The 22507-nt window shown below is 57.8% G+C and carries 20 protein-coding genes; 17 read left to right on the plus strand and 3 right to left on the minus strand.

What is annotated here, in order from left to right; translation table 11 throughout:
- The first annotated feature begins 65 nt into the window (after positions 1-65).
- The 7 genes from hrcA to BLR08_RS07880 all read left to right on the plus strand — a co-directional run bounded on the left by hrcA (position 66) and on the right by BLR08_RS07880 (position 7046).
- Complete coding sequence (hrcA, locus tag BLR08_RS07850; protein ID WP_072328881.1) at positions 66-1097, plus strand: heat-inducible transcriptional repressor HrcA; 1032 nt, start codon at positions 66-68, stop codon at positions 1095-1097.
- Positions 1094-2638: a TCP-1/cpn60 chaperonin family protein gene (locus BLR08_RS07855; protein ID WP_072328635.1), complete on the plus strand. Its 1545-nt coding sequence runs from the start codon at positions 1094-1096 to the stop codon at positions 2636-2638. Before hrcA ends, BLR08_RS07855 begins: the two co-directional genes overlap by 4 nt.
- 85 nt (positions 2639-2723) lie before the next feature.
- Positions 2724-3320, plus strand: coding sequence for a nucleotide exchange factor GrpE (gene grpE / locus BLR08_RS07860; RefSeq protein ID WP_072328636.1), 597 nt, complete (start codon positions 2724-2726; stop codon positions 3318-3320).
- Positions 3321-3379: 59 nt separating this feature from the next.
- On the plus strand, positions 3380-5215 hold the full coding sequence (gene dnaK, locus BLR08_RS07865) for a molecular chaperone DnaK (protein ID WP_072328637.1): 1836 nt from the start codon (positions 3380-3382) through the stop codon (positions 5213-5215).
- 200 nt (positions 5216-5415) lie between these two features.
- Complete coding sequence (gene dnaJ / locus BLR08_RS07870) at positions 5416-6528, plus strand: molecular chaperone DnaJ (protein ID WP_072328638.1); 1113 nt, start codon at positions 5416-5418, stop codon at positions 6526-6528.
- A 122-nt stretch (positions 6529-6650) separates the two neighbouring features.
- Positions 6651-6806, plus strand: coding sequence for a YfhD family protein (locus BLR08_RS07875; protein WP_072328639.1), 156 nt, complete (start codon positions 6651-6653; stop codon positions 6804-6806).
- Between the two features lie 48 nt (positions 6807-6854).
- A complete protein-coding gene (locus BLR08_RS07880; protein WP_072328640.1) occupies positions 6855-7046 on the plus strand; it encodes a hypothetical protein in 192 nt (63 codons plus the stop codon).
- A 46-nt stretch (positions 7047-7092) separates the two neighbouring features.
- On the opposite strand, the gene BLR08_RS07885 is transcribed toward BLR08_RS07880, so the two are convergent.
- Both BLR08_RS07885 and BLR08_RS07890 read right to left on the minus strand, forming a co-directional pair.
- Positions 7093-7569: a CBO0543 family protein gene (locus BLR08_RS07885; RefSeq protein ID WP_072328641.1), complete on the minus strand. Its 477-nt coding sequence runs from the start codon at positions 7567-7569 to the stop codon at positions 7093-7095.
- Between the two features lie 8 nt (positions 7570-7577).
- Positions 7578-8063 carry a CBO0543 family protein gene (locus BLR08_RS07890; RefSeq protein WP_072328642.1) on the minus strand — a complete coding sequence of 162 codons (486 nt, stop codon included), beginning with the start codon at positions 8061-8063 and terminating at the stop codon, positions 7578-7580.
- 169 nt (positions 8064-8232) lie between these two features.
- Here BLR08_RS07890 and prmA point away from each other — a divergent pair, with 169 nt between their 5' ends.
- From prmA to BLR08_RS07930, 8 genes are all read left to right on the plus strand, one after another.
- The gene (gene prmA, locus BLR08_RS07895; protein ID WP_072328643.1) at positions 8233-9207 is read left to right on the plus strand and encodes a 50S ribosomal protein L11 methyltransferase; all 975 of its coding nucleotides are present in this window, start codon (positions 8233-8235) and stop codon (positions 9205-9207) included.
- Between the two features lie 8 nt (positions 9208-9215).
- Positions 9216-9905, plus strand: a complete 690-nt coding sequence (locus tag BLR08_RS07900) for a site-2 protease family protein (RefSeq protein WP_072328644.1) — start codon at positions 9216-9218, stop codon at positions 9903-9905.
- A 136-nt stretch (positions 9906-10041) separates the two neighbouring features.
- Complete coding sequence (locus BLR08_RS07905) at positions 10042-10866, plus strand: RsmE family RNA methyltransferase (protein ID WP_072328645.1); 825 nt, start codon at positions 10042-10044, stop codon at positions 10864-10866.
- Positions 10867-12297, plus strand: coding sequence for a tRNA (N(6)-L-threonylcarbamoyladenosine(37)-C(2))-methylthiotransferase MtaB (gene mtaB / locus BLR08_RS07910; protein WP_072328646.1), 1431 nt, complete (start codon positions 10867-10869; stop codon positions 12295-12297).
- 103 nt (positions 12298-12400) lie between these two features.
- Complete coding sequence (locus tag BLR08_RS07915) at positions 12401-12829, plus strand: NUDIX hydrolase (protein ID WP_072328647.1); 429 nt, start codon at positions 12401-12403, stop codon at positions 12827-12829.
- The gene (deoC, locus tag BLR08_RS07920; RefSeq protein WP_072328648.1) at positions 12830-13513 is read left to right on the plus strand and encodes a deoxyribose-phosphate aldolase; all 684 of its coding nucleotides are present in this window, start codon (positions 12830-12832) and stop codon (positions 13511-13513) included.
- A gap of 220 nt (positions 13514-13733) precedes the next feature.
- Positions 13734-15104, plus strand: a complete 1371-nt coding sequence (locus BLR08_RS07925) for a class I SAM-dependent rRNA methyltransferase (protein ID WP_072328649.1) — start codon at positions 13734-13736, stop codon at positions 15102-15104.
- A 20-nt stretch (positions 15105-15124) separates the two neighbouring features.
- On the plus strand, positions 15125-15688 hold the full coding sequence (locus BLR08_RS07930) for a nitroreductase family protein (RefSeq protein WP_072328650.1): 564 nt from the start codon (positions 15125-15127) through the stop codon (positions 15686-15688).
- A gap of 77 nt (positions 15689-15765) precedes the next feature.
- Here the strand turns inward: BLR08_RS07930 and BLR08_RS07935 are convergent, their stop codons facing one another.
- Positions 15766-16542 carry an arylamine N-acetyltransferase family protein gene (locus BLR08_RS07935; protein ID WP_072328651.1) on the minus strand — a complete coding sequence of 259 codons (777 nt, stop codon included), beginning with the start codon at positions 16540-16542 and terminating at the stop codon, positions 15766-15768.
- 281 nt (positions 16543-16823) lie between these two features.
- Between BLR08_RS07935 and addB the strand changes: the two genes are divergently transcribed.
- On the plus strand, positions 16824-20618 hold the full coding sequence (addB, locus tag BLR08_RS07940) for a helicase-exonuclease AddAB subunit AddB (RefSeq protein ID WP_072328652.1): 3795 nt from the start codon (positions 16824-16826) through the stop codon (positions 20616-20618).
- Positions 20615-21970, plus strand: a complete 1356-nt coding sequence (locus BLR08_RS07945) for a UvrD-helicase domain-containing protein (RefSeq protein ID WP_072328653.1) — start codon at positions 20615-20617, stop codon at positions 21968-21970. Before addB ends, BLR08_RS07945 begins: the two co-directional genes overlap by 4 nt.
- Positions 21971-22507: the final 537 nt, after the last annotated feature.

Raw genomic sequence — 22507 nt, forward strand, 5'->3', positions numbered from 1 at the left:
GGCGAATGACGGACGACAAGACCGCGGCGGCTGATACGGACATTCCTCGGAGGTGGAAATCGCTTATGCTAACCGAACGACAAAGACATATATTGAGCGCCATCGTAGACGATTATATCCGTTCCGCGGAGCCGATCGGCTCTCGCAGCATATCCAAACGCGGAAACGTGGGGTTCAGTCCCGCCACCATACGCAATGAAATGTCGGATCTCGAAGAAATGGGGTTTCTGGAGCAGCCGCATACGTCGGCCGGCCGGATTCCTTCACATAAAGGTTATCGCTATTACGTCGATCATCTGATGGCTTACGACGATCAGACGGTCGATGAAGATATCGGAGTCATGAAGCAGTTTTTCGCCGACCGTCTGCAGCAGATGGAGCGGGTTATCCAGCAGGTCGCGATGATCCTGTCACAGGTGACGCCGTATACGTCGATTGTGATGGGTCCCGAGATGCTGACGACGACGATGAAGCATCTGCAGATCGTGCCGCTCAATGAGCATACGGCCGTAGCGATCGTCGTTACGAATACCGGGCAAGTAGAGAATAGAACGGTCACGATCCCCGAAGGCATCCCGATGTCGGAGATTGAGAAGTTTGTGTCCATCCTGAACACGAGATTGAAGAATGTGCCGTTGCTGCACTTCAAGTCCAAGCTCTATACGGAGATTGCTTCGGAGATGAGCAGGTACGTGTCCGGCTACGAGGAGCTGCTCGTCATGCTCGATTCGATCATCGAGCGCGAGGAGGAACGCGTCTTCCTCGGCGGGACGACGAATATGCTGACCCAGCCTGAATTCAAGGATGTCGACAAGGTGAAGAGCATCCTGGACCTGCTGGCCGAGACGCCCAAAATTATTCAGCTGTTCGAAGGGACCGGCGGAGCGAGCGGGATTCAGGTGCGGATCGGCAGCGAAAACAAGCTTGAGGCGGTCAACGATTGCAGCTTCATTACCGCGACTTATGCTTTTGAAGGACAGACGCTCGGGACGATCGGCATCCTGGGGCCGACACGGATGGATTACGCCAAGATGATTAAACTGCTGGACCATTTGTCCAAAGACATGACCCAGCTTATGGAGCGTTGGTATAAATGAGCCAGACGAGACAGCCGGGCGCGGCGCAAGAAAGCGAAGAGGCGTATGCCACGCTGCGCAATAATGTGAATGCCGTCCGCGCGATCTGCTCGGCGGTTGAGGGTACGCTCGGTCCGAAGGGACTCGACACGATGCTCGTCGGAGCCCGCGGAGAAGTGATCATTACCAACGACGGCGTTACGATCCTGGAGAAGATGGATGTCGCGCATCCCGCCGCGCAGCTGCTCGTTCAGGTGGCCCGCGCCCAGCAGGAGCGCATCGGAGACGGCACGACTACCGCCACGGTGCTGGCAGGTGCACTGGTTGCCGAGGGCGCCAGACAAGTGATGCGCGGCGTGCCGGTGGCCAAGGTGGTGCGGGGCATCCAGGACGGAGTCGGCCAAGCGGCGCAGGCTCTGAGCAGCCGGGCCCGGCCTGTGCTAGGACTGGACGACCCGGTGCTGAAGCGGGTCGCCTATGTGGCCGGCCGGGAGCATGCCGATCTGGCCGATCTGATCGTAAGCGGCGCGAGGCAGCTCGGGGCAGGCAAGCTGTGCGAGGAGAACTTCCGCTTCGCGGACGCCGTACACTCGCTTGGTCAGGCGAGCGGAGAAGTATGGCCCGGGCTGATCGTTCCGAAGCGCCCGGCCAATGCGCAGCTTGATTTTCCGGCCCGGTCAGCAGGGGTTCTGATCATTCAGGACGCTTTCGGACCGGAGGAAGTGGCGGAGGAAGCTTTGACGACCGAATCCGGGTACGGACGGCATCTTCAGCTGCGGGAGCAATTCCGCGATGCGCTGGATAGCCTGTCCGAGCTGCAGGTCGGCCTGATTGCCTGCGAGCGGGGGGTGGACGGCGAGGCGGAGCAATATTGCACCGACCGCGGCATCATGGTGCTCCAGCGCGTGCCTCGCACCTGGCTGCGGCGGCTGTCCGACTATACGGCTGCACGGCCGATGCGCCGGTCGGCCTTTTACCGTCCGGCGGCCGAATGGTCGGGATATTTGGGCTACGCTGGCCGGGTCGCCTATGACGAGCGGCTGGAATGTGTGCGAATCGCCGACGGGCGGGGCCAAAAGCAAGTTTCGATCGTCATCGGAGCCAGCACAAATGAAATCGCCGGTGAGCGCCTGCGGATTGCGCGCGATGCCGCAGCGGCGCTCCAGGCCGCACTGAGAAGCGGCTGGCTGCCCGGCGGGGGCGCTGCGGAGATCGCAGCGGCTTACGAGCTGGAGCGTTACCGGGAAACCGTGCGCGGAATGGAAGGCTTCGGCGTCGAAGCTGTCGTCCATGCGCTGCGGAAGCCGCTGTCGCAGATTGTCGTCAATGCCGGCTATAACCCGCTGGAGAAGGTGGAGGAAGCGAAGGCGGCACAGCTGGCGGCGTCAAGCGACGCCTTGGGCATCGATTGCGATACCGGAGCGGTCGCCGACATGGCGGAAGCCGGGATCATCGACCCGGCGGATGTGAAGCTGCACGCGCTGCATGCGGCGGGGGAAGTCGCGTCGGCGGTGCTCCGCATCCATACCGTGATCAAGATGCGTCAGCCCAGAGAAGAATGACCGTACGGATGGGAACAGGTTTCGACTTTTCCCCGGTGGTTACAATATAGAGAGAGACAGATTGATTATAAGGAGGTGACAGACATTGAATACGGAACAACACAACCAGCCGCAGAGCGGCGAGCAGCAGACGGATACCAACGAGCAGGCGGAACGCGCTACATACGAAGCTCCTGAGAGCGAACAAGCGAATTCCGGCCATGCTGAAACTACCCAATCCGATGATGCTGTCCAAGCACAGCTGGAGGAAGCGAAGAACCAGGCGGAGGAGCATTATCAACGGCTGCTGCGCACTCAAGCGGATTTCGATAACTTCAGAAGACGGACCCAGAAAGAAAAAGAAGATCAGGCCAAGTATGCATCGCTCAAAGTGATCGAGCAGCTGCTGCCTGTCGTCGATAATTTCGATCGGGCGCTGTCGGCCAGCAAAGAAAATAAGGATTACGACGCCCTGGCCAAGGGGATCGATATGATATTCCGCCAACTGGAGCAGGTGCTGACGGCTGAAGGCCTTAAGCCGATGGAAGTTGTCGGCCAGCCGTTTAACCCGGAGTTCCATCAGGCGATTATGCAGGTGGAGTCGGAAGAGCACGAGGAAGGCATCGTGGTCGAGGAAATTCAGAAGGGCTACCTGTTGAAAGATAAAGTACTGCGGCCTGCCATGGTCAAAGTAAGTTCATAAAGCTAGAGATTTCGACGAGCTCATATTTGTTTTAACCCAAATTAAGGAGGAATTCCCTCATGAGTAAAGTTATTGGTATCGACCTTGGAACGACGAACTCCTGCGTCGCCGTTATGGAAGGCGGCGAAGCCGTCGTTATTCCCAACGCCGAAGGAAACCGCACCACACCGTCCGTCGTAGGCTTCAAGAAAGACGGAGAGCGCGTCGTGGGCGAAACGGCGAAACGCCAGGCTATCACGAACCCGGACCGCACGGTTATTTCGATCAAGCGCCATATGGGTACGAATCACAAGGAAGTTATCGAAGGCAAAGACTACTCGCCGCAAGAAATTTCCGCGATTATTTTGCAGAAGCTGAAAGCCGATGCGGAAGCGTATCTCGGACAGACCGTGACGCAAGCCGTTATTACGGTTCCGGCCTACTTCAACGACAGCCAGCGTCAAGCGACCAAAGATGCGGGTAAAATTGCCGGTCTGGAAGTGCTTCGTATCGTCAACGAGCCTACGGCTGCTGCACTGGCTTACGGTATGGAGAAATCCGAAGATCAGACGATTCTGGTCTATGACCTCGGCGGCGGTACGTTCGACGTGTCGATCCTGGAACTTGGAGACGGGTTCTTTGAAGTTAAAGCGACCAGCGGCGATAACAAGCTCGGCGGCGACGACTTTGACCAAGTCATCATCGATTACCTGGTAGCAGAATTCAAGAAAGAACATAGCATTGACCTGAGCAAGGATAAAGCGGCCGTTCAACGTCTGAAGGATGCTGCCGAGAAAGCGAAAAAGGAATTGTCCGGCGTGCTGACGACGACGATCTCCCTGCCGTTCATTACGGTCGTAGACGGCGTGCCGCAGCACTTGGAGATCAACCTGAGCCGCGCCAAATTCGAAGAGCTGTCCGCCGGTCTGGTCGAGCGCACCTTGGGTCCTACGCGTCAAGCGCTCAGCGATGCAGGGCTGACGCCTGACCAAATCAACAAAGTGGTGCTGGTCGGCGGTTCTACCCGGATTCCGGCCGTTCAAGAAGCCGTTAAGCGTCTGACGGGCAAGGAACCTCATAAAGGCGTGAATCCGGATGAAGTTGTAGCGCTTGGCGCAGCCGTCCAGGCGGGCGTATTGACAGGCGATGTCAAAGATGTCGTATTGCTGGACGTTACTCCTCTGTCGCTCGGTATCGAAACGGCAGGCGGCGTGTTCACGAAGATGATCGACCGCAACACGACGATTCCTACGACGAAATCCCAGGTGTTTACGACATATGCCGACAACCAGCCAAGCGTAGAAATCCACGTCCTGCAAGGCGAGCGTGCGATGGCTGCCGACAACAAGACGCTCGGCCGCTTTATTCTTGGCGACATTCCGACGGCTCCGCGCGGCATCCCGCAGATCGAAGTTACCTTCGATATCGATGCCAACGGGATCGTGAACGTATCCGCTCTGGATAAAGGTACGGGCAAAAGCCAGAAAATTACGATCACTTCCTCCAGCGGCTTGTCCGACGAAGAGATCGACCGCATGATGAAGGATGCCGAATCCCATGCCGAAGAAGACCGCAAGCGCAAAGAAGTCGTAGAAGCTCGCAACAACGCGGATCAGCTTGTATATTCGGTTGACAAAACGATCAAGGATCTCGGCGATAAGGTAGATCAAGCAGAGATCGACAAAGCCAATGAAGCCAAAGAAAAGCTCAAGAAGGCGCTTGAAGGCGACAATCTGGATGAAATCAAAGCAGCCAGCGAAGAGCTGACGCAAATTGTGCAGCAGTTGTCCGTCAAGCTCTACGAGCAAGCGGCTCAAGCGCAAGGCGCGGGCGAAGCGGGCGGCGAGCCGCAAGGCGCTTCCAAGAAAGACAATGTAGTCGATGCCGATTATGAAGTTGTAGACGACAAGAAGTAAGCTGCTGTCGTACAATAGAAGAGTGCGCTCCGAAAGCCTCGGCTTTCGGAGCCGGCTCTGATCAGGCAGCGTCTGCGTATACGGAGTGCCTAGAAGTCAAAGCCGGCAGCGGCTTTGACTTTCGGCTTTCCTACCCGGATCAGGAACAAGACGTCCGTGGGGACGCCGCTTAACGGAAGGCTAGGGAGTGGGAGTGAAGGATGAGTAAACGCGATTTCTATGAAGTGCTGGGGGTTGGCAAGGACGCTTCGCAAGAAGATATCAAGAAGGCTTACCGCAAGCTGGCCCGTCAATATCACCCTGACGTGAACAAGGCGGATGACGCCGAGTCCAAGTTCAAAGAGGCAAAGGAAGCCTACGATGTGCTGAGCGACGATCAGAAGAAAGCCCAATACGACCGCTTCGGCCACGTTGATCCTAACCAGGGCATGGGCGGCGGCGCGGATTTCGGAGGCGGGTTCGGCGATCTGTTCGATATGTTCTTCGGAGGCGGCGGCCAACGTCGCAATCCGAATGCGCCTCAGCGGGGCAACGATCTGCAGTATACCTTGACCATCGAGTTCAAGGAAGCGGTATTCGGCAAAAAAACCGATATCGTCATTCCGCGCACGGAAACCTGCGATACTTGTCATGGCAGCGGAGCGAAGCCGGGCACGAAGCCGGATACCTGCGGAGTTTGTCACGGCTCCGGTCAGCAGGAGGTTGTGCAAAACACCGCATTCGGCCGCATCGTCAACCGCCGGGTCTGTTCGGCCTGCCAAGGCCAGGGCAAGATTATCAAGGACAAATGCGGAACCTGCCATGGCGCGGGGAAGGTCAAGAAGCAGCGCACGATCAACCTGAACATTCCGGCGGGAGTCGACGACGGCGCTCAACTGCGGGTGACAGGTGAAGGAGAAGGCGGACTGCGCGGCGGTCCGGCAGGCGATCTGTACGTCGTCATCCGCGTGAAGGCGCATGAATTTTTCGAGCGCGAAGGCGACGATATTTACTGCGAGGTCCCGCTCACATTCGCACAGGCTGCGCTTGGCGATGAGATCGAGATTCCGACGCTGACCGAGAAGGTGAAGCTGAAGATTCCGGCAGGCACGCAGACCGATACGTATTTCCGCTTGAAGGGCAAGGGCGTCCCGCATCTGCGGGGCTACGGGCAAGGCGATCAGCACGTGAAGGTCGTCGTGGTCACGCCTACATCCATGAACGAAGAACAACGGGAGCTGCTGCGCGAGTTCAGCCGGTTGAGCGGCGAGCATACGCATGAGCAAAACCAATCGATTTTCGAACGTATGAAGAAAGCCTTCTTGGGCGACTAGAGGGCAGAAAGACAAGGAAAAGACGGCAGAGCTCTGCCGTCTTTTCCTTGTCTTTCTGCATATTTGGACTGATTATGCGGACAATAGGAAGGTTCGTAACTTGGAGAAAGGAGACTTGCCTTATGAAGCAGCAGCGGGAAAATCAACCGATGCCCAGCGCTAAGAATGAGGATGTGGAATTCTCGAAGGAGCTGGCGGATGCAGTGGATCTGGAGGCCGCGGAGCGTGCGGCGCAAGCCGATGCGCGCCAAGAGCGCGCTTCCGAAGACACGAACTGAGTGTGCGTAAGCCAAAGGAAAGAAACGGATAAGGAATGAGGCGCAGATATGTCGGATAAGGGAATTACCGCTTCCTTCGGTTCCCCGGAGGAAGCGCTCAGCTGTATATCCAAGCTGCAGGCTTTGCGTGCGGCCGATCTGCAGATTGACCACAGTCAGCTCCAATTGACGGGCGCTGTGAACGAATCGGCCTACGACCAGGCGCTTCGCGTCATCCGTGAAGCGGGCGGCAGCGTCTGAGCGGTAACCCGCTTATGTGACAACGGCTCCGCGGCTATGAGATTACTCAAGCCGGGAGCCGTTTTTCTCTGAAAAACCAGAGGCAGAATAAACGCGAGAGCATGAGGGTTATCAATAAGCTTAGCCAAGTCCAATACCAAGTCCATTGATGGTACCGGATCAGGTGGAGGGTTTTGGAATGCTCCAGCATAGCCTCCACGATCGTTATGGTCGTAGCGTATGTCATGGCGTAGCCCAATTGAAAGAGAAGCGACCGGTGACCCGGAAACCTGCTGTTGAATACGGCGCAGACCGTCGGGTAAGCGAAATATTCGAACGTGAAGCTGGCCCGGTTTACATCCGCGAAAAAACGGACCGGATACTCCAGCCAGCCTTTCTCCACGACATAGAGGCCGGTGGCCCAGGTAATCATCTGCTTGAACAAAAAAGCGGCGTGCGCGACGCGTCTCCTGTTCTTCGGTACGGCAAATATCAACAGACTGGCGGAAACGGCCCATACTGCGTAAAGTACGAGATACTCCATGCGGCGTCTTACTCCTCTTGATGGCTTATGAATGCGGAAGATCGAAAAAACCAGCAGCAATAATACCGGGTTGCCAGAAATTGTACCAGAAAGACAAGCCAGGTCCAGTACCAGGCATAATTTTCGTAGCGGACGAGATTCGTATAAGTGGCGAGCAGCAAGTCGATGACCGTCGCGGCTGTTACACAAGTTATTAAAGATTTCCAGTTTATGCGGCTTTGATTCATTGGTTCCCTGATCACATAAAGAGCGCAGAAAAAGGGATAAAAGAAATATTCGGTCGTGACCAGAAGATCCGTCGCCTTGGGAAACTCGCGGACCGGAAACTGGATCAGATCATGACGGCTGTGGAGCAGAGATGAGACCCACAACAAAGCCTGACAAAACAATAATGCGATAGCGGCAATCCGAACCTTGCGCCGGGGAATCATTATAACAGCAAGAACGACGCTTAGTCCCCATAAGAGTATAAGTACGAAGCGGTCTAATGTCATGAAGGAAGCTCCTAGTCTTGAATTGGCTCGTTATCTTAATTGGATCCATTCCGGCTTAGGATGATCAGCGGCCGCACCCTTTATGCAAACCCGGTTTATTTTACCCATACCTCTAATTGTTGTATACTAGGGGTTATGCGTGAGTTAAGCAGATAGGGGAGGAAAACCGGTGCGTTGGCATGAAATTACGGTACATACAACAGAAGAAGCGATCGAAATGATCTCCAACTTTATACACGAGCTGGGCGCGGGAGGCGTCTCCATCGAGGAGTCCGGCACCTTAAACAAACAGCGGGATACGTCGCTCGGGCAGTGGTATGAGCTGCCTCTGAACGATATTCCCGAAGGCCGCGCGGAGATCAAGGGCTATTTTGCCGAAGGAACGGATACGGCAGCCGTGCTCGCTGACCTGAAGGCTGCTGTAGAGCGGCTGGCCGAATACGATATCGATACCGGCAGCCCCGTTTACGAATGGAAAGAAGTGGATGACGAAGACTGGGCCACGGCATGGAAGCAATACTTCAAGCCGCTGCGCGTGTCGGATCGTCTGACGATCAAGCCGACCTGGGAAGAGTACGAAGCGGGCGAAGGCGAGATCATCCTGGAGCTTGATCCGGGCATGGCGTTCGGCACGGGAACTCATGCGACGACGGCCTTATGTCTTAGGACGCTTGAGAAGGTCATCCAAGGCGGCGAACATGTTATCGACGTCGGCACGGGCTCCGGCATTTTGGCTATCGCAGCGGCCAAGCTGGGGGCCCGCCATGTGCTGGCTCTTGATCTGGACCCGGTATCGGTGTCCAGCGCGACGGAGAATACACTGCTGAACGGCTTGCAGGATCGCATTACCATCAAGCTGAGCGATCTGCTGCAGGTGCTGAACGAGACGCGTGTAGCCGGCTCATCCGCGCTTGGCGTCCAGCTGCCTGTGCAGGTTGTCGTAGCGAATATTTTGGCCGAGATTATTATGCTGTTCATCCAGGATGTATACGATGCGCTGGAGTCCGGCGGAACCTATATCGTGTCTGGCATCATCAAAAGCAAGCAGGAGACGGTACAGGACGGGCTGACCGCGGCCGGCTTTACCGTGACCGAGGTGAACGAGGATCAGGATTGGGTAGTGCTCGTCGCCAGAAAGCCGTAGGTGGCTGAATGGATTGGAACTCTTTCCTGGCTTATCCGGTCGACGAACTGCCATTCGTCTTTCTCGTCCTGCTGCTGGCGTTCACCGTGCATGAATTTGCGCATGCGTATGTGGCGGACAAATTCGGCGATCCGACGCCCCGCGCCATGGGCCGGCTTACGCTGAACCCGCGCGTTCATCTGGACTGGCTGGGGATGATCTTCTTCCTGATCGTCGGCATCGGCTGGGCGAGACCGGTGCTCGTTAACCGGGCCCGCTTCAAGAATCCGCGAGCGATGGGCATCGCCGTGTCGTTCGCGGGGCCCTTCAGCAACCTCGTGCTTGGCTTTATCAGCCTGGTTATCATGTATATGGTGCATAATTACGGCTGGCTCGGCGGCATGAGCGCGGGCATGGCGATGGCCATCTCGACCTTCCTGAAATATATGGTCGTTCAGAACATCTTTCTCTTTATCCTGAATTTGATTCCTTTCCCGCCGCTCGACGGCTACCGGATTCTGGAGGATTTGCTGCCCGTTAGCTGGGCTATCAAGCTGCAGCAGGTGCAGCAGTGGCTGTTTTACGCGGTGCTGCTTATGTTCTTCATTCCGCCGCTGCGCGCGGTGACGCTCGGTCCGATTTTCGCCCTTCAGTACGATATTTTGGGAGCCTTCATGAGGGTGCTGACCCCTATTTTCGGACCGCTGGGCGGGCTTTGAGGACATAAGAGCATCTATAGCCTTGTGGTAAGGCTTGGACTGGTATTTTAACTGAAAAACGTGTAAGATGAAGGTTGACCGTTCTACGTAATTTGTAAAACGGTCTCACCTTTTTTTTGTGAAAGCGATGGTTGCGATGCAAAGATATTTCATTCAGCCGGCAAGTTTCTCGGCTGATCATGTGACGATAACGGGCGATGACGCCCATCATTTGATTCGCGTTATGCGCGCCAAGGCCGGCGATCGCGTAATCGTCAGCGACGGTTGCGGACGGGAAGCCGTCGCTGTGCTCCGCTCGCTCGAGGCCGGCGAGGTAACGGCCGCTGTGGAACAGTGGCTGCCGCCGGACAAGGAGCCGCGCGTGGATGTATGGATTGCCCAAAGCCTGCCGAAGGGCGACAAGATGGAGCTGGTGATTCAGAAGGGGACGGAGATCGGGGCGGCCCGCTTCATCCCCTTCTCCTCGGAGCGGACGGTTGTCCAATGGGATGCGAAGAAGGAAGGCAAACGGCTCGAGCGCTGGCAGAAAATCGCCAAGGAAGCAGCAGAGCAGGCCCACCGCAGCTGCATTCCGGCAGTGGAGTCCGTGCAGAGTTGGAAGGGACTGCTGAAGCTTGCGGCCGAAGCGGACGCCGCCTGGTTCTGCTATGAGAAGCAGGATGCGCAGGAGCTTCGCAGCTTGATCAAGTCGGCTCTGCGGAAGACGCAAGTGAGCGCCGCTGAGACCGGGGAGGGCGTGCAAGCGCCCAAGCCGCACGGGACGCAGGAGGAGAGCCGTCCGAAGCTGCTCGTGATCGTAGGCCCTGAGGGAGGCTTCAGCGAGCGCGAGGCCGCTGAGGCGGAGCAAGCCGGGTGCAGGCCCGTATCGCTGGGCAAACGGATTCTGCGCACGGAGACGGCCGCAATGGTCGGTTTAACGTGCATTTTATATGAAGCCGGAGAAATGGGAGGAGACGAATAGATGTCAACAGTCGCTTTTCACACGCTGGGCTGTAAAGTGAACTTCTATGATACGGAAGCGATCTGGCAGTTATTCAAGCATGAAGGCTATGAGCAGGTTGATTTTGAATCGACCGCCGATATTTATGTGATTAACACCTGTACGGTGACGAATACGGGCGATAAAAAAAGCCGGCAAATGATTCGCCGGGCCATCCGGCGCAATCCGGAGGCGATCGTGGCGGTGACCGGCTGCTACGCCCAGACCTCTCCGGCCGAGATTCTCGCTATTCCCGGCGTAGATATTGTGATCGGCACCCAGGACCGGGACAAGATTTTGTCCTATGTGCAGCAGCTGCAGGCCGAGCGCCAGCCGATCAACGCGGTGCGCAACATCATGAAAACCCGGGCCTTCGAGGAGCTGGATGTGCCGGACTTTGCGGACCGGACGCGCGCGTTTCTGAAGATTCAGGAAGGCTGCAACAACTTCTGTACGTTCTGCATCATCCCATGGTCCCGCGGCCTGATGCGCAGCCGTGAGCCGCAAAGCGTATTGAACCAAGCGCGGATGCTGGTCGAAGCGGGCTACCAGGAGATTGTGCTGACGGGTATTCATACGGGCGGATATGGCGAGGATATGGAGGACTACAGTCTGGCCAAGCTTCTGTGGGATCTGGACAAGGTCGAGGGGCTGAAGCGGATTCGGATCAGCTCGATCGAAGCCAGTCAGATTACGGATGAGGTGCTGGAGGTGCTGCAGCATTCGGAGAAGATGTGCCGTCATCTGCATATCCCGCTGCAGGCGGGACATGACGAGGTGCTGAAGCGGATGCGCCGCAAGTATACGACGGCCGAATTCGCCGCCAAGATCGAGCATATTCACCGGATTATGCCGGGCGTGGCGATCACGACGGATGTGATCGTCGGTTTCCCGGGCGAGACGGAGGAGATGTTCCGGGACGGCTACCGGTTCATGGAACGGATGGGCTTCTCGGAAATGCATGTGTTCCCATACTCCAAACGGACCGGAACGCCGGCAGCGCGGATGGAGGATCAGGTGGACGAGGAAGTCAAAAACACCCGTGTTCACGAGCTGATCGATCTCTCGGAACGGCTGCAGCTTGCTTATGCCGAGCGTTTCGTGGGCGAGGTGCTGGAAGTCATCCCCGAACGCGACTTCAAGGGGGAGCCGGACAGCGGCTTGATCATGGGATACTCGGACAATTACTTGTCTGTCGTGTTTGAAGGCCAGTCCGACTGGGTCGGACAAGTATGCCGGGTGCGGGTAACCGAAGCAGGCGTCAATGAATGCCGCGGAGAGCTGATCGGGGTTCCGATGCCTGCGGCGGCTGCGGGAAGAGGCGGGTTAAAGCTGGCTGCCTCCATTTCCGTCTCCGGGGGAAGCAGCGACTCTATCCCGGGACAAGCGCAAGCAGCGAAGGCAATCGTATAAAGACAAGCGGAGGATTTCACTTGCGCCGGGCAGCGGCGAGGAAGTGGAATCCTTTCGTTACGGAGGGCATAAGGGTCGTTAGCGGCGGAAAGGATGTTGAACGGTGAAGGAGATTTCAGCAGGCGGAGTCGTGTACCGGAAGACCGGAGATGGCATTCAGGTGCAAATGATCCAGGATAGATATGGGAAAATAACATTGCCCAAAGGCAAGATGGAGCCGGGCGAAACGGTGGAACAAACGGCTCTCCGCGAGATTCTGGAGGAAACGGGCATTGAAGGCAGCATTATTAAGCCGCTCGAGACGATTACGTATCAGTTTCAGCTGTCGGGCATAGGTCAGGTGGACAAGGAAGTGCATTATTATCTCGTAGAAGCGACAGGAGGCGAGCTGCAGGCTCAGGTGGAGGAAATCCGGGGCGTGGAATGGCTCCATCCGCTGGATGCCTGGCAGCAGCAAACGAATGCCGGTTATGGAAACAACGATGCTGTACTAAAAAAAGCGCTTCATGCGCTGGGCTATGAGGTGAAGTAGATGGGAAGCTTTGATGTCAGCAAACTGCCGAGCTATATCGACCATACATTGCTGAAAGCCGATGCGGGGGAAGAGACGATACGCCAGTTGTGCGCGGAAGCGAAGCAATACGGCTTTTACAGCGTCTGCGTGAACGGCACTTGGGTCTCGCTCTGCAAGGAGCTACTTGCCGGCTCGGGCGTCAAAATCAGCGTTGTCTGCGGTTTCCCGCTCGGTGCGATGGAAAGCACAGTCAAAGCTTGGGAGGCCGCCAAGGCTGCGGAGCAGGGCGCCGACGAAATTGACATGGTGCTGCAAATCGGACGATTGAAGCAGGGCGAATACGATGCGGTGCGTGAGGACATCCGCGCGGTCGTGCAAGCGGTCGAAGGAAAAGCGATCGTCAAGGTTATTTTCGAGACGGGCTCGCTGAACGAAGAACAGAAGCTGGCGGCATGCCGGCTGTCCGTGGAAGCGGGCGCTCATTACGTGAAAACGTCGACCGGCTTCGGCCAAGGAGGAGCAACCGTGGAGGATATCCGGCTGATGCGCGGCGCTGTGCCTGCCCAAGTGGGCGTCAAGGCTTCGGGCGGAGTCCGCGACCTGGAGACGGCTATCCGGATGATTGAAGCCGGAGCGACCCGCCTAGGCACCAGCTCGGGCGTGGCGTTAATGCAGGGAACGAGCGGGCAATCGGCCTACTAAGCTTGAGCTCGTTTGAGCAGCGCGGAGAAAAGGGGAACCGGCATGCCCCGGGTACGCGGTTCCCGGACAAGCGCTTTAAGGCCGGCAGCTTGCCGGCTGGCTGTGCAAGCATACATAGGCTCCGAACGACTCCGGTCCGGAGCTTTTCTTTTTGCATCGGGCAAAGGCTGGTTTCGCAGGGGCCGGCTATAACATTTCATGAAAGCGGAGGTGCGCGCGGATGGCGGCAATTTATTTGCACAAGAAACGAAAGAAACGGCTGGAGGAAGGGCATCCGTGGGTATATCGCTCCGAGATCGAGCGTGTCGAAGGCGAGCCGTCCCCAGGCGGGCTGGTGGCCGTCCATCGCCATGACGGGGCTTACCTCGCAACGGGCTATTACAATGAAGCTTCTCAGCTTACGGTGAGGATCGTCTCTTATGAGCCGCTGGAGGCGATGGCGCGGGAATGGTTTGCGGCCAAGCTGCTTCGCTGCAAAGAGCTGAGAGAACGTTTCGTGCCGGATGCGAGATCGTATCGGCTTGTTTATGGAGAAGCGGATTTTCTGCCCGGTCTGATCGTCGACAAGTTCGAAGAAACGCTGGTCGTCCAGGTGTTGACCCTCGGCATGGAGATGGCGCGCGAAGCGCTGGTGGCCGCGCTTGTCGAGGTGATGCAGCCGGCGGGCATCTATGAGCGGAGCGACGTGTCTGTCCGTGAGCTGGAGGGGCTGGAGAAGCGCAAGGGCGTGCTGTACGGAGATTGTCCGCAGCATGTAACGATTCGTGAGAACGGACTGCTGCTGGAAGTCGATATTGTCGACGGACAGAAGACAGGTTATTTCTTCGACCAGCGCGAGAACCGGGCGGCGATCGCTCCGCTGATGCTGGGCTGGGGGGCGCGCAGCGGCATCCGGACGGTCGAGCAGCTGCTGGACGACGGTACGGTCAAGAAAGTGCCTGTCAACAAGAGCGGCCAGGAAGTAACTTTCCCGTATTGGGACGGCGCTACGGTGCTCGAGTGCTTCTCGCATACCGGCAGCTTCACCCTGCATGCCTGCGGGTACGGCGCGAAGAAGGTCACTTGCCTGGACATCTCCGAGCATGCGGTCGAATCCGCGAGGCGCAACGTTATGCTGAACGGCTTCGGCGATCGGGTAGAGTTTGTGGTGGCCGATGCGTTCGCTTATTTGCGCGAGCAGGTGCGCGGCCAGGAGGAACGGGAGACGAGAGGACAGGCGGACAGGCGCAAGATGGACACCTCCGTTAAAATGGCGGGAAAAGGCCGGACCTGGGATGTAGTCATTCTCGATCCGCCGGCGTTCGCCAAAACGCGCAGCGCGGTCGAGGGAGCTTGCCGCGGCTACAAGGACATTAATCTGCACGGCATGAAGCTGGTGAACGAAGGCGGTTATCTGGTAACGGCGAGCTGCTCCTACCATATGAAGCCGGACCTGTTCCTTGAAACGATCCATGCGGCGGCACAAGATGCGGGCAAGACGCTTCGGCTGATCGAATTCCGCGGAGCCGGGAAGGATCATCCCCGCATACTCGGCGTGGACGAAGGCCATTATTTGAAATTCGCAATATTTGAAGTAACAACGCGCCGCTAGAGGCGGGGAGGAGCAGGCCGATGGAGTTATTCGAAGCTATCCGCACAAGACGCACGATCGGACGCGTGAAAGACGAGCCCGTGAACAGCCGGCTTATTGAACAAATTCTGGACGCGGGCAACTGGGCGCCCAGCCATCATGCGACCGAGCCTTGGCGGTTTTATGTCATGACGGGCGGCGGACGCAATAAACTGGGCGATGCCTACGCGGCTATCGCGGCCGAGACGGCGGATGGCGAATTGACGGAGGAGGCGCTGAGCAAGCACCGGGGCAAGGCGCTGCGTTCGCCGGTCATTATCGCCGTAGCCGTCTCGCCTTCGCCGGAGAAAGGCGTTATCCGCATCGAAGAATTTGCGGCAGCCCATGCCGCCGCGCAAAACATGCTGCTGGCCGCGCACGCGCTAGGGCTGGGAGCGATCTGGCGCTCGGGCGAGCCTATGTACCACCCGCTGATGCAGCAGGCTTTCGGGCTTGCCGAAGGCGAAGAGCTCGTAGCGCTCCTGTACATCGGCCACCCGGCGATGTCGCCTCCCGAAGGCAAGCGCAGGCCCGCTGCGGAGAAAACGGTATGGCTGGCGGATTGACCGCCGGCCTCCGGCTTGCTTCGGAGGAGCGGAGCGAAAAAGTCGGCTGCACGCCGCTTGTCATTGGGCCGGTTCCCTTATTGGCCGAAATGACGATGCAACAGATCCTTAAAGCTTGTGCTGTCGATGACCTGTTTGGTTACTTGGCCGCCCTCTCGCCGCGTAAGCGAAGTCTCCGTTAAAGTTATATTTCCTTGATCCGTAAGCCGGGTGATCATCCGGCTTTTATTAAAGCTTGATCTCGGGTCGTGGACAATCAGCTGCTGGACGGCATTAATTTCCGCTAGCTGAGTAACCGTTCGCTTGGAGTCGAAGGCATAGCCTGTTTTCCAGGCCGAATCTCTATCCTTCACTTTCATTTCGAGTACAAAGTTCCCATGCTCCCCCTCTTCTCGTAGTATCCGGAAGTCCCCATTATCTGAGGAAACGGGCTCACCGTTTAAAGGAACGGGCTTCAAGGGCAGATTCCCTCCGAAGCCGGTATCTACGACATACACCTGGTTTTCATGAGTCAGAAGAATAAAAACATGCGTTCTTCCCAGCGAAGGGAATTCCTGAGCCTCCTGGTTATACACAATTCCGCGCGCAAGCCTCACTTCAAACCCATTCTCCATCAAGAAATAATACAATATCGTATTCAGCTCATAACAAAGCCCCCCTTCTTTGTGTATAAGAATTTTGTTGATCAAGTTAGCCTTCGAAATCTCTTGAGTCCGCTTTTCAATGATTCTTAAATTCTCAAAAGCAATCGTTTTGGCCGTTTTTTCCAAAACCTTATCCAAGCTTGCAAATGTAAGGGCCGCTTCCTCAGCAAGCCCGATTCTGCTGCGAAATAAAGTGTTCAACTCGCTCATTGTTCCTTCTCTCCCTCCCAAGTGATTCCGGATCGTCGTCCGTTACTCGATATGTTAGAGCCGATCGATACTCGAAACAACAACCAATTCAGGGAATTGTACCAGTACAGTTCAGAATCGCTTATTGAATGAACAGGAACGAATGTTCCTAAAGTCTGGCTTATGCTATAATAAACGATAGGTTTGGAAGACTGGCATAACCTGCCTTTTACCGGAACCCCCGGTTATTTGGTAGAATAGTAGGATCAGGATAGAAGCTTGATGGGAGGGGATTGCGAGGAATGGCGTTTCAATTTGTGCTTGGACGCGCGGGAACGGGTAAAACCGCAAGCTGTCTGGAACAGATCAAGCAAAGGCTGAAGGCTGAGCCGCAAGGAAAGCCGCTCATCTGGCTTGTTCCCGAGCAGGCGACGTTTCAGGCGGAGTACGCGCTGGCGTCGGAGCCGGAGCTCCGCGGCACGCTGCGGGCCCAGGTGCTCAGCTTTCGCCGTCTGGCTTGGCGCGTGATGCAGGAAGTGGGCGGGACGTCGAGGCTTCCGATCGACGATACCGGGAAAAAGCTGCTGCTCCACCGTATTCTCCACAAGCAGCGGGACAGGCTGAGAAGCTTGCGTGATACTGCCGGGCAAACCGGTTTTTTGGAGCATATGAGCGAGCTCTTCACGGAGCTTAAACGGTATAGGATTACGGCCGACGAGCTGGCGGCCTTTTATTCAGCCCGCATCTCCGATTCGGAGCGCGCGGGCGCTTCCTTTGCGAACAAGCTCCACGACCTGCAGCTGGTGTACGCCGAATTTCAGGAGGAGCTGTCCAGGCTGTACTTGGACGGAGAAGATTATTTATCGCTGCTGATCGATCAAGTTCCGAAGTCTTCTTATTTGCGAGAGGCGTCGATATGGATAGACGGGTTCTACGGCTTCTCGCCGCAGGAGTCGGCCGTTATCGAGCAGCTTGCGCTGCATACGGAGGACGTCCGAATAACGCTTAGTCTGGATCGTCCGTATGGGGCAGGCGAGCCGGTGCCTGAGCTGGAGCTGTTCCATCCGACAGCGCGGACGATGTCTCAATTGTCGCAGCGGCTCGTTGAGCTGGGCGTAGAGCTGAATCCGACGGTCGTGCTGGAGGCGAATCCGCCCGCAAGATTCGCGGCGAATCCGGTGCTGGCCCATCTGGAGCGGAGCTGGGGGCTCGGCGTAAGGCCGGCCTACCGGATGAAGCCGGAAGAGCGGGCGGGCAGCGCCCTGCATATTACAGCTGCCGTACACCGGCGTGCCGAGGTGGAGGGAACCGCCCGCGCCATTCGCCGGCTTGTCCGCGAAGAGGGCTTGCGCTGGCGGGACTGCGCCGTATCCGTGCGCAATCTGGAGGCTTACGGCGATCTGATCGCTGGCACCTTTGCGGATTACGGCATCCCGCTGTTTCTGGACCGGAAGCGCCCGGTGCTGCATCACCCGATGGTGGAGTTTATCCGGTCGGCCCTTGAAGTCGTCCGCCAGCATTGGAGATACGACGCAGTGTTTCGCTGCGTCAAGACCGGATTTTTCATCCCTCTGCGCAGGACGGATAAGGGGTCGGCAGAACGGGTGAGCACACATGGATTTGACCGGCTGGAGAACTATGTGCTCGCCTTCGGTATCCAGGGCTCCCGGTGGCGTGAGGGCGCGGACTGGACTTATCGCTATGATACGTCCATCGAACGGGAGGAGGACGAGAGCGGCGTCGAGTCGGCTTTCTTGCGTTCGATCAATCATTACCGCCGAATTATTGCGCAGCCGCTGGGCGTTTTTCAGGACAAACTGCGCGAGCGCAAGACGGTGAAGGAGCGGGTAGAAGCGCTGTACGAGCTTCTGACCGAGCTGCAGGTGCCCGAGCGGCTGGAGAAGTGGAGCCAGGAAGCGCTGAATGCCGGTGAGCCTGAGAAAGCTCGTGAGCATGCCCAGGTATGGGATCGGGTTATCGATATGCTGGATCAGCTTGTCGAGCTGACGGGGGAGGAAGACATCTCGGTGGAGCAGTTTGCCAAGCTGATCGAAACGGGGATGGAGAGCATCAAGCTCGGTCTTGTCCCTCCTACGCTCGATCAGGTGCTGATCGGCAGCATGGACCGGACCCGGAATGCGAGGATCAAGCATTTGTTCGTCCTGGGAGTCACTGAGGGCGTCATGCCGGCCAAAATCGCCGAAAGCGGCGTTTTGACCGAAACGGAACGGGAGCATCTGGCGTCGGCCGGCCTGCAGCTTGCGGAGGATGGCAGACGGAAACTGCTGGATGAAAATTTCCTGATCTATAATGCGTTATGCACGCCCAGCGAGGGGCTCTGGATCAGCTATCCCCTGGCGGATGAGGAAGGCAAGTCGCTCTTGCCGTCGGATGTGATACGCAGAATCAGGCGGCTGTTCCCGGACGTGCCCGAGCAGCTCGGGCTGAACGAGCCGGGGTCCCGGACAGAAGCGGACGAGCAGCTTGACTATGTCACCCACCCGGATAAAGCGTTGTCCATGCTGGTCGTCCAGCTGAAGCAGTGGATGCGCGGGGCGCCGGTTCACGGCGTATGGTGGTCTGTGTACAATTGGTTCGCCAGACAGCCGGAACATAGCGGAAGATTGGCGCGCTTGACGGAAGCGCTGCAATATACGAACCGGATCGCGCCGCTCTCCGAGCGGACGAGCCGGGAGCTGTACGGAGACTCGATCGATACGAGCGTCTCGCGGATGGAGCGTTTCGTCGCCTGCCCGTTCTCGCAGTTCGCGTCGCACGGGCTTCGTCTGAAGGAACGGCGGATGTTCCGGCTGGAGGCCCCCGATGTCGGACAGCTGTTCCATGCGGCGCTCAGCCGGTTCGCCGAGCAGATCGTGGCCGAGGGCGCAGATTGGGGCGGGCTCTCGGCTGCGGAGTGCGAGCGCCGGGCGGCTCTCGTCATCGATGCTTTGACGCCGAGGCTGCAGGGTGAAATTTTGCTCAGCTCCAAGCGTTATCACTATATCGCGCGCAAGCTGAAGCAGGTTATCGGGCGCGCAGCCTATATGCTGGGCGAGCATGCGAAGCGGGGGCAGTTTCAACCGATCGGGCTGGAGGTCGGCTTCGGAGCGGGCGAACGCATTCCCGCACTGCATTATGAGCTGGACAACGGGGTACGGATGAACCTGCGGGGACGCATCGACCGGATCGACCGGGCGGATACCGAGAAGGGGGCCTTGCTTCGGGTTATCGACTACAAGTCAAGCTCCAAGGCTCTGCAGCTCGGCGATGTGTACTACGGCTTGTCTTTGCAGATGATGACGTATCTCGATGTTATTCTCACGCACGCCCCGCTGTGGCTGGGAACGGAAGCGCAGCCGGCCGGCGTCCTGTACTTCCACGTGCATAACCCGGTGCTGCAGGTCAAAAATGCGCTAAGCGCCGAGCAAGCCGACAAGGAGCTGAGGAAACGGTTCAAAATGAAAGGACTGCTCTCCGCCGATGCGGATACGGTCCGCCTGATGGACAGCGCGCTGGTCGGGGCCAGCGGATATTCCGAGCTGCTGCCGGTGGCGTTGAAGTCGGACGGCGGGTTCTACAAGTCGTCGTCCGTTGCGACGGAGCAGGAATGGGGGACCGTCAGACGCCATGTGCAGCGAACGATCCGGGAGATCGGCACGTCGATGTCGAACGGCCATATCGCGATCGAGCCTTACCGCAAAGGGACGGCTGTTGCCTGTCAGGGCTGCTCCTTCCAGCCGGTATGCCAGTTCGACCCTCAGCTGGCCGGCAATTCGTACAAGCAGCTTCCGATGCTGGGCAAGGACCTGGCGCTGGAGCTGATGGAGCGTAAGGACGCCTCGGAAGCGGGTTCCGGAGGAGACAAACGGCACGGTGAAAAGCCAACCGAAGTCGCAAGCGACGGAGAGAAGCCGATCAAACGCAGTCAGGCTGCGTTCCGTCCGGCAGCTGCCCGCAGCAATCGGCTTGCGGCTCTGGAAGCAGGAGCGGGGCTGGAGGACGACTTGGACGAACCCGCCGGGGACGAAGGGCCAAGCGGCAGCTTGCGTCCGGATGAGCCTGTACGCGGGAGAGGGAAGGATGGAGAAACGCAATGACGACGAATGTTAGTCCGAAGCCGGAGAACAGCACCTGGACGGATGAGCAATGGGAAGCGATCGCTGTCCGGGGAAGATCGGTGCTGGTGGCGGCGGCGGCCGGCTCCGGCAAGACAGCCGTGCTGGTCGAACGCATCATCCGCCGCATCTCGGACCCGCAGGAGCCGATGGACGTCGACAGGCTGCTGGTCGCCACCTTCACGAAGGCGGCCGCCGCCGAGATGCGGCATCGGATCAGCGATGCCCTGGAGAAAGCGCTGGCTGAAGACCCGGGCTCCGAGCATCTGCGCAGGCAGCTGGCGCTTATACCGCGCGCTTCCATCACGACGCTGCACTCCTTCTGTATGGAGGTTATCCAGAAGCATTACCAAACGATCGGTCTCGATCCCGGCTTCCGCATCGCGAATGAGACCGAAAGCGCGCTGCTTCGTCAGGAACTGCTGGAGGAGCTGCTGGAGGACCGGTACGGCGCAGCGGTAGAGGGCGAGCCGTTCTGGCTGCTGGCCGATACGTTCAGCGGGGACAAAAATGACGAGGGTTTATTCCGCCTCATCCAGAGGCTGTACGATGACTCGCGCAGCCATCCGTGGCCGGAGCACTGGCTGGAGGGCTGCGTGGATATGTTCGGAGCGCAGCTGGCCACGGATGATCATCCGTGGCTGGACAGCCTGCGTGCGGCGGTGAAGCTGGAGCTGCAGGGCATGGAAGGCATGCTGACCGAGGCGGAGCGGCTGGCTCGCGGCCCGGGAGGGCCGACTCCCTATCTCGCCAACCTGGACGACGATCTGACTATGACCCGCAGCCTGCTGGAGCGAAGCGAAGAAGGACCGTGGGAGCTTCTCTACGAGGCTTTCCACGGCGCTGCGTTCGGCAAGCTGAAGCCATGCAAGGGCGATCAGGTGGACAAGGAACTGCAGGAGAAGGTCAAGGATCTGAGAAATGCGGCCAAGGACAAGCTGACGCAGATCAAGGAGGAGTGGTTCGCCCGCAGCCTGGAAGAGTACGCGCAGGAGCTCGAGAAGGTGCACCCGTTGATGCGCGAGCTGGCGAGGCTCGTAAACGAATTCGCCGAAGCTTACAGGAAGGCCAAGTCGGACAAAGGTCTGGTGGACTTTGCCGATCTCGAGCACTACTGCCTGCGCATCCTGTGCGATCCGGCAACGTCATCACCCGAGCACCCGGTGCCCTCTGCGGCCGCCTGGGAATATCGCGAGCAGTTCGTAGAGGTCATGCTGGACGAATACCAGGATACGAACCGGGTTCAGGAGACGATCGTCGCCCTAATTTCGCGGGAGCAGCCGGGCAACCGGTTTATGGTAGGAGATGTGAAGCAGAGCATCGTGCGCCCATAAGGCGTATCCGTTTTCCCCGCTAAGCCGGGGGGCTTCCAGGGTATGGAGGTCATGTCGCCCAACTTATCCGAAGGGGAAACCCGGAGGGGAGTGCAGCATGTTGGGAAAGTCGCAAGTTGGCGAGCTAACGCGCCACGACTGAGCGGCGAGACATCAAGATAAGTACGAGGATGAAAGCTATACTGCTTAAAGTCTAGTCCAAGCGGGGCCATGCTTCCCGGCAGGAAAGTTAGCTGCTACCTGCTCTCAGCGCTCTGACAGCGAGCCGGACGGCTGTCAGGCACTTCGAAGGCACAGATGCTATAATTCGAAGTGATACCCAAGCTTCCCGCGCTGACGCACACCTGAAGAGGTGGAACGGACGAAAGGACCATCCGACAACTTATCGCGCTTGGACGGATATGACTAAATGGGGATTGCCTAAGTGGGAACGCCGACCCGGCTATATCCTGCAGAGGATTGAATATCTCATATGGCAACGGAGTCTCCATAGTAGTCCGAGACAGGGAAAGCCTGTTACATGGCGAAGGGAGACAG

Source organism: Paenibacillus sp. cl123 (genome assembly GCF_900101595.1).
In the GTDB taxonomy this organism is placed as follows: Bacteria; Bacillota; Bacilli; order Paenibacillales; family NBRC-103111; genus Paenibacillus_G.

What these genes read in the sequence shown, in the direction of transcription:
- hrcA (WP_072328881.1), top strand. Translation starts at nt 66, where the DNA reads ATGCTAACCGAACGACAAAGACATATATTGAGCGCCATCGTAGACGAT.
- BLR08_RS07855 (WP_072328635.1), top strand. Translation starts at nt 1,094, where the DNA reads ATGAGCCAGACGAGACAGCCGGGCGCGGCGCAAGAAAGCGAAGAGGCG.
- dnaK (WP_072328637.1), top strand. Translation starts at nt 3,380, where the DNA reads ATGAGTAAAGTTATTGGTATCGACCTTGGAACGACGAACTCCTGCGTC.
- dnaJ (WP_072328638.1), top strand. Translation starts at nt 5,416, where the DNA reads ATGAGTAAACGCGATTTCTATGAAGTGCTGGGGGTTGGCAAGGACGCT.
- BLR08_RS07875 (WP_072328639.1), top strand. Translation starts at nt 6,651, where the DNA reads ATGAAGCAGCAGCGGGAAAATCAACCGATGCCCAGCGCTAAGAATGAG.
- BLR08_RS07880 (WP_072328640.1), top strand. Translation starts at nt 6,855, where the DNA reads ATGTCGGATAAGGGAATTACCGCTTCCTTCGGTTCCCCGGAGGAAGCG.
- BLR08_RS07885 (WP_072328641.1), bottom strand. Translation starts at nt 7,569, where the DNA reads ATGGAGTATCTCGTACTTTACGCAGTATGGGCCGTTTCCGCCAGTCTG.
- BLR08_RS07890 (WP_072328642.1), bottom strand. Translation starts at nt 8,063, where the DNA reads ATGACATTAGACCGCTTCGTACTTATACTCTTATGGGGACTAAGCGTC.
- BLR08_RS07900 (WP_072328644.1), top strand. Translation starts at nt 9,216, where the DNA reads ATGGATTGGAACTCTTTCCTGGCTTATCCGGTCGACGAACTGCCATTC.
- BLR08_RS07905 (WP_072328645.1), top strand. Translation starts at nt 10,042, where the DNA reads ATGCAAAGATATTTCATTCAGCCGGCAAGTTTCTCGGCTGATCATGTG.
- mtaB (WP_072328646.1), top strand. Translation starts at nt 10,867, where the DNA reads ATGTCAACAGTCGCTTTTCACACGCTGGGCTGTAAAGTGAACTTCTAT.
- deoC (WP_072328648.1), top strand. Translation starts at nt 12,830, where the DNA reads ATGGGAAGCTTTGATGTCAGCAAACTGCCGAGCTATATCGACCATACA.
- BLR08_RS07925 (WP_072328649.1), top strand. Translation starts at nt 13,734, where the DNA reads ATGGCGGCAATTTATTTGCACAAGAAACGAAAGAAACGGCTGGAGGAA.
- BLR08_RS07930 (WP_072328650.1), top strand. Translation starts at nt 15,125, where the DNA reads ATGGAGTTATTCGAAGCTATCCGCACAAGACGCACGATCGGACGCGTG.
- BLR08_RS07935 (WP_072328651.1), bottom strand. Translation starts at nt 16,542, where the DNA reads ATGAGCGAGTTGAACACTTTATTTCGCAGCAGAATCGGGCTTGCTGAG.
- addB (WP_072328652.1), top strand. Translation starts at nt 16,824, where the DNA reads ATGGCGTTTCAATTTGTGCTTGGACGCGCGGGAACGGGTAAAACCGCA.
- BLR08_RS07945 (WP_072328653.1), top strand. Translation starts at nt 20,615, where the DNA reads ATGACGACGAATGTTAGTCCGAAGCCGGAGAACAGCACCTGGACGGAT.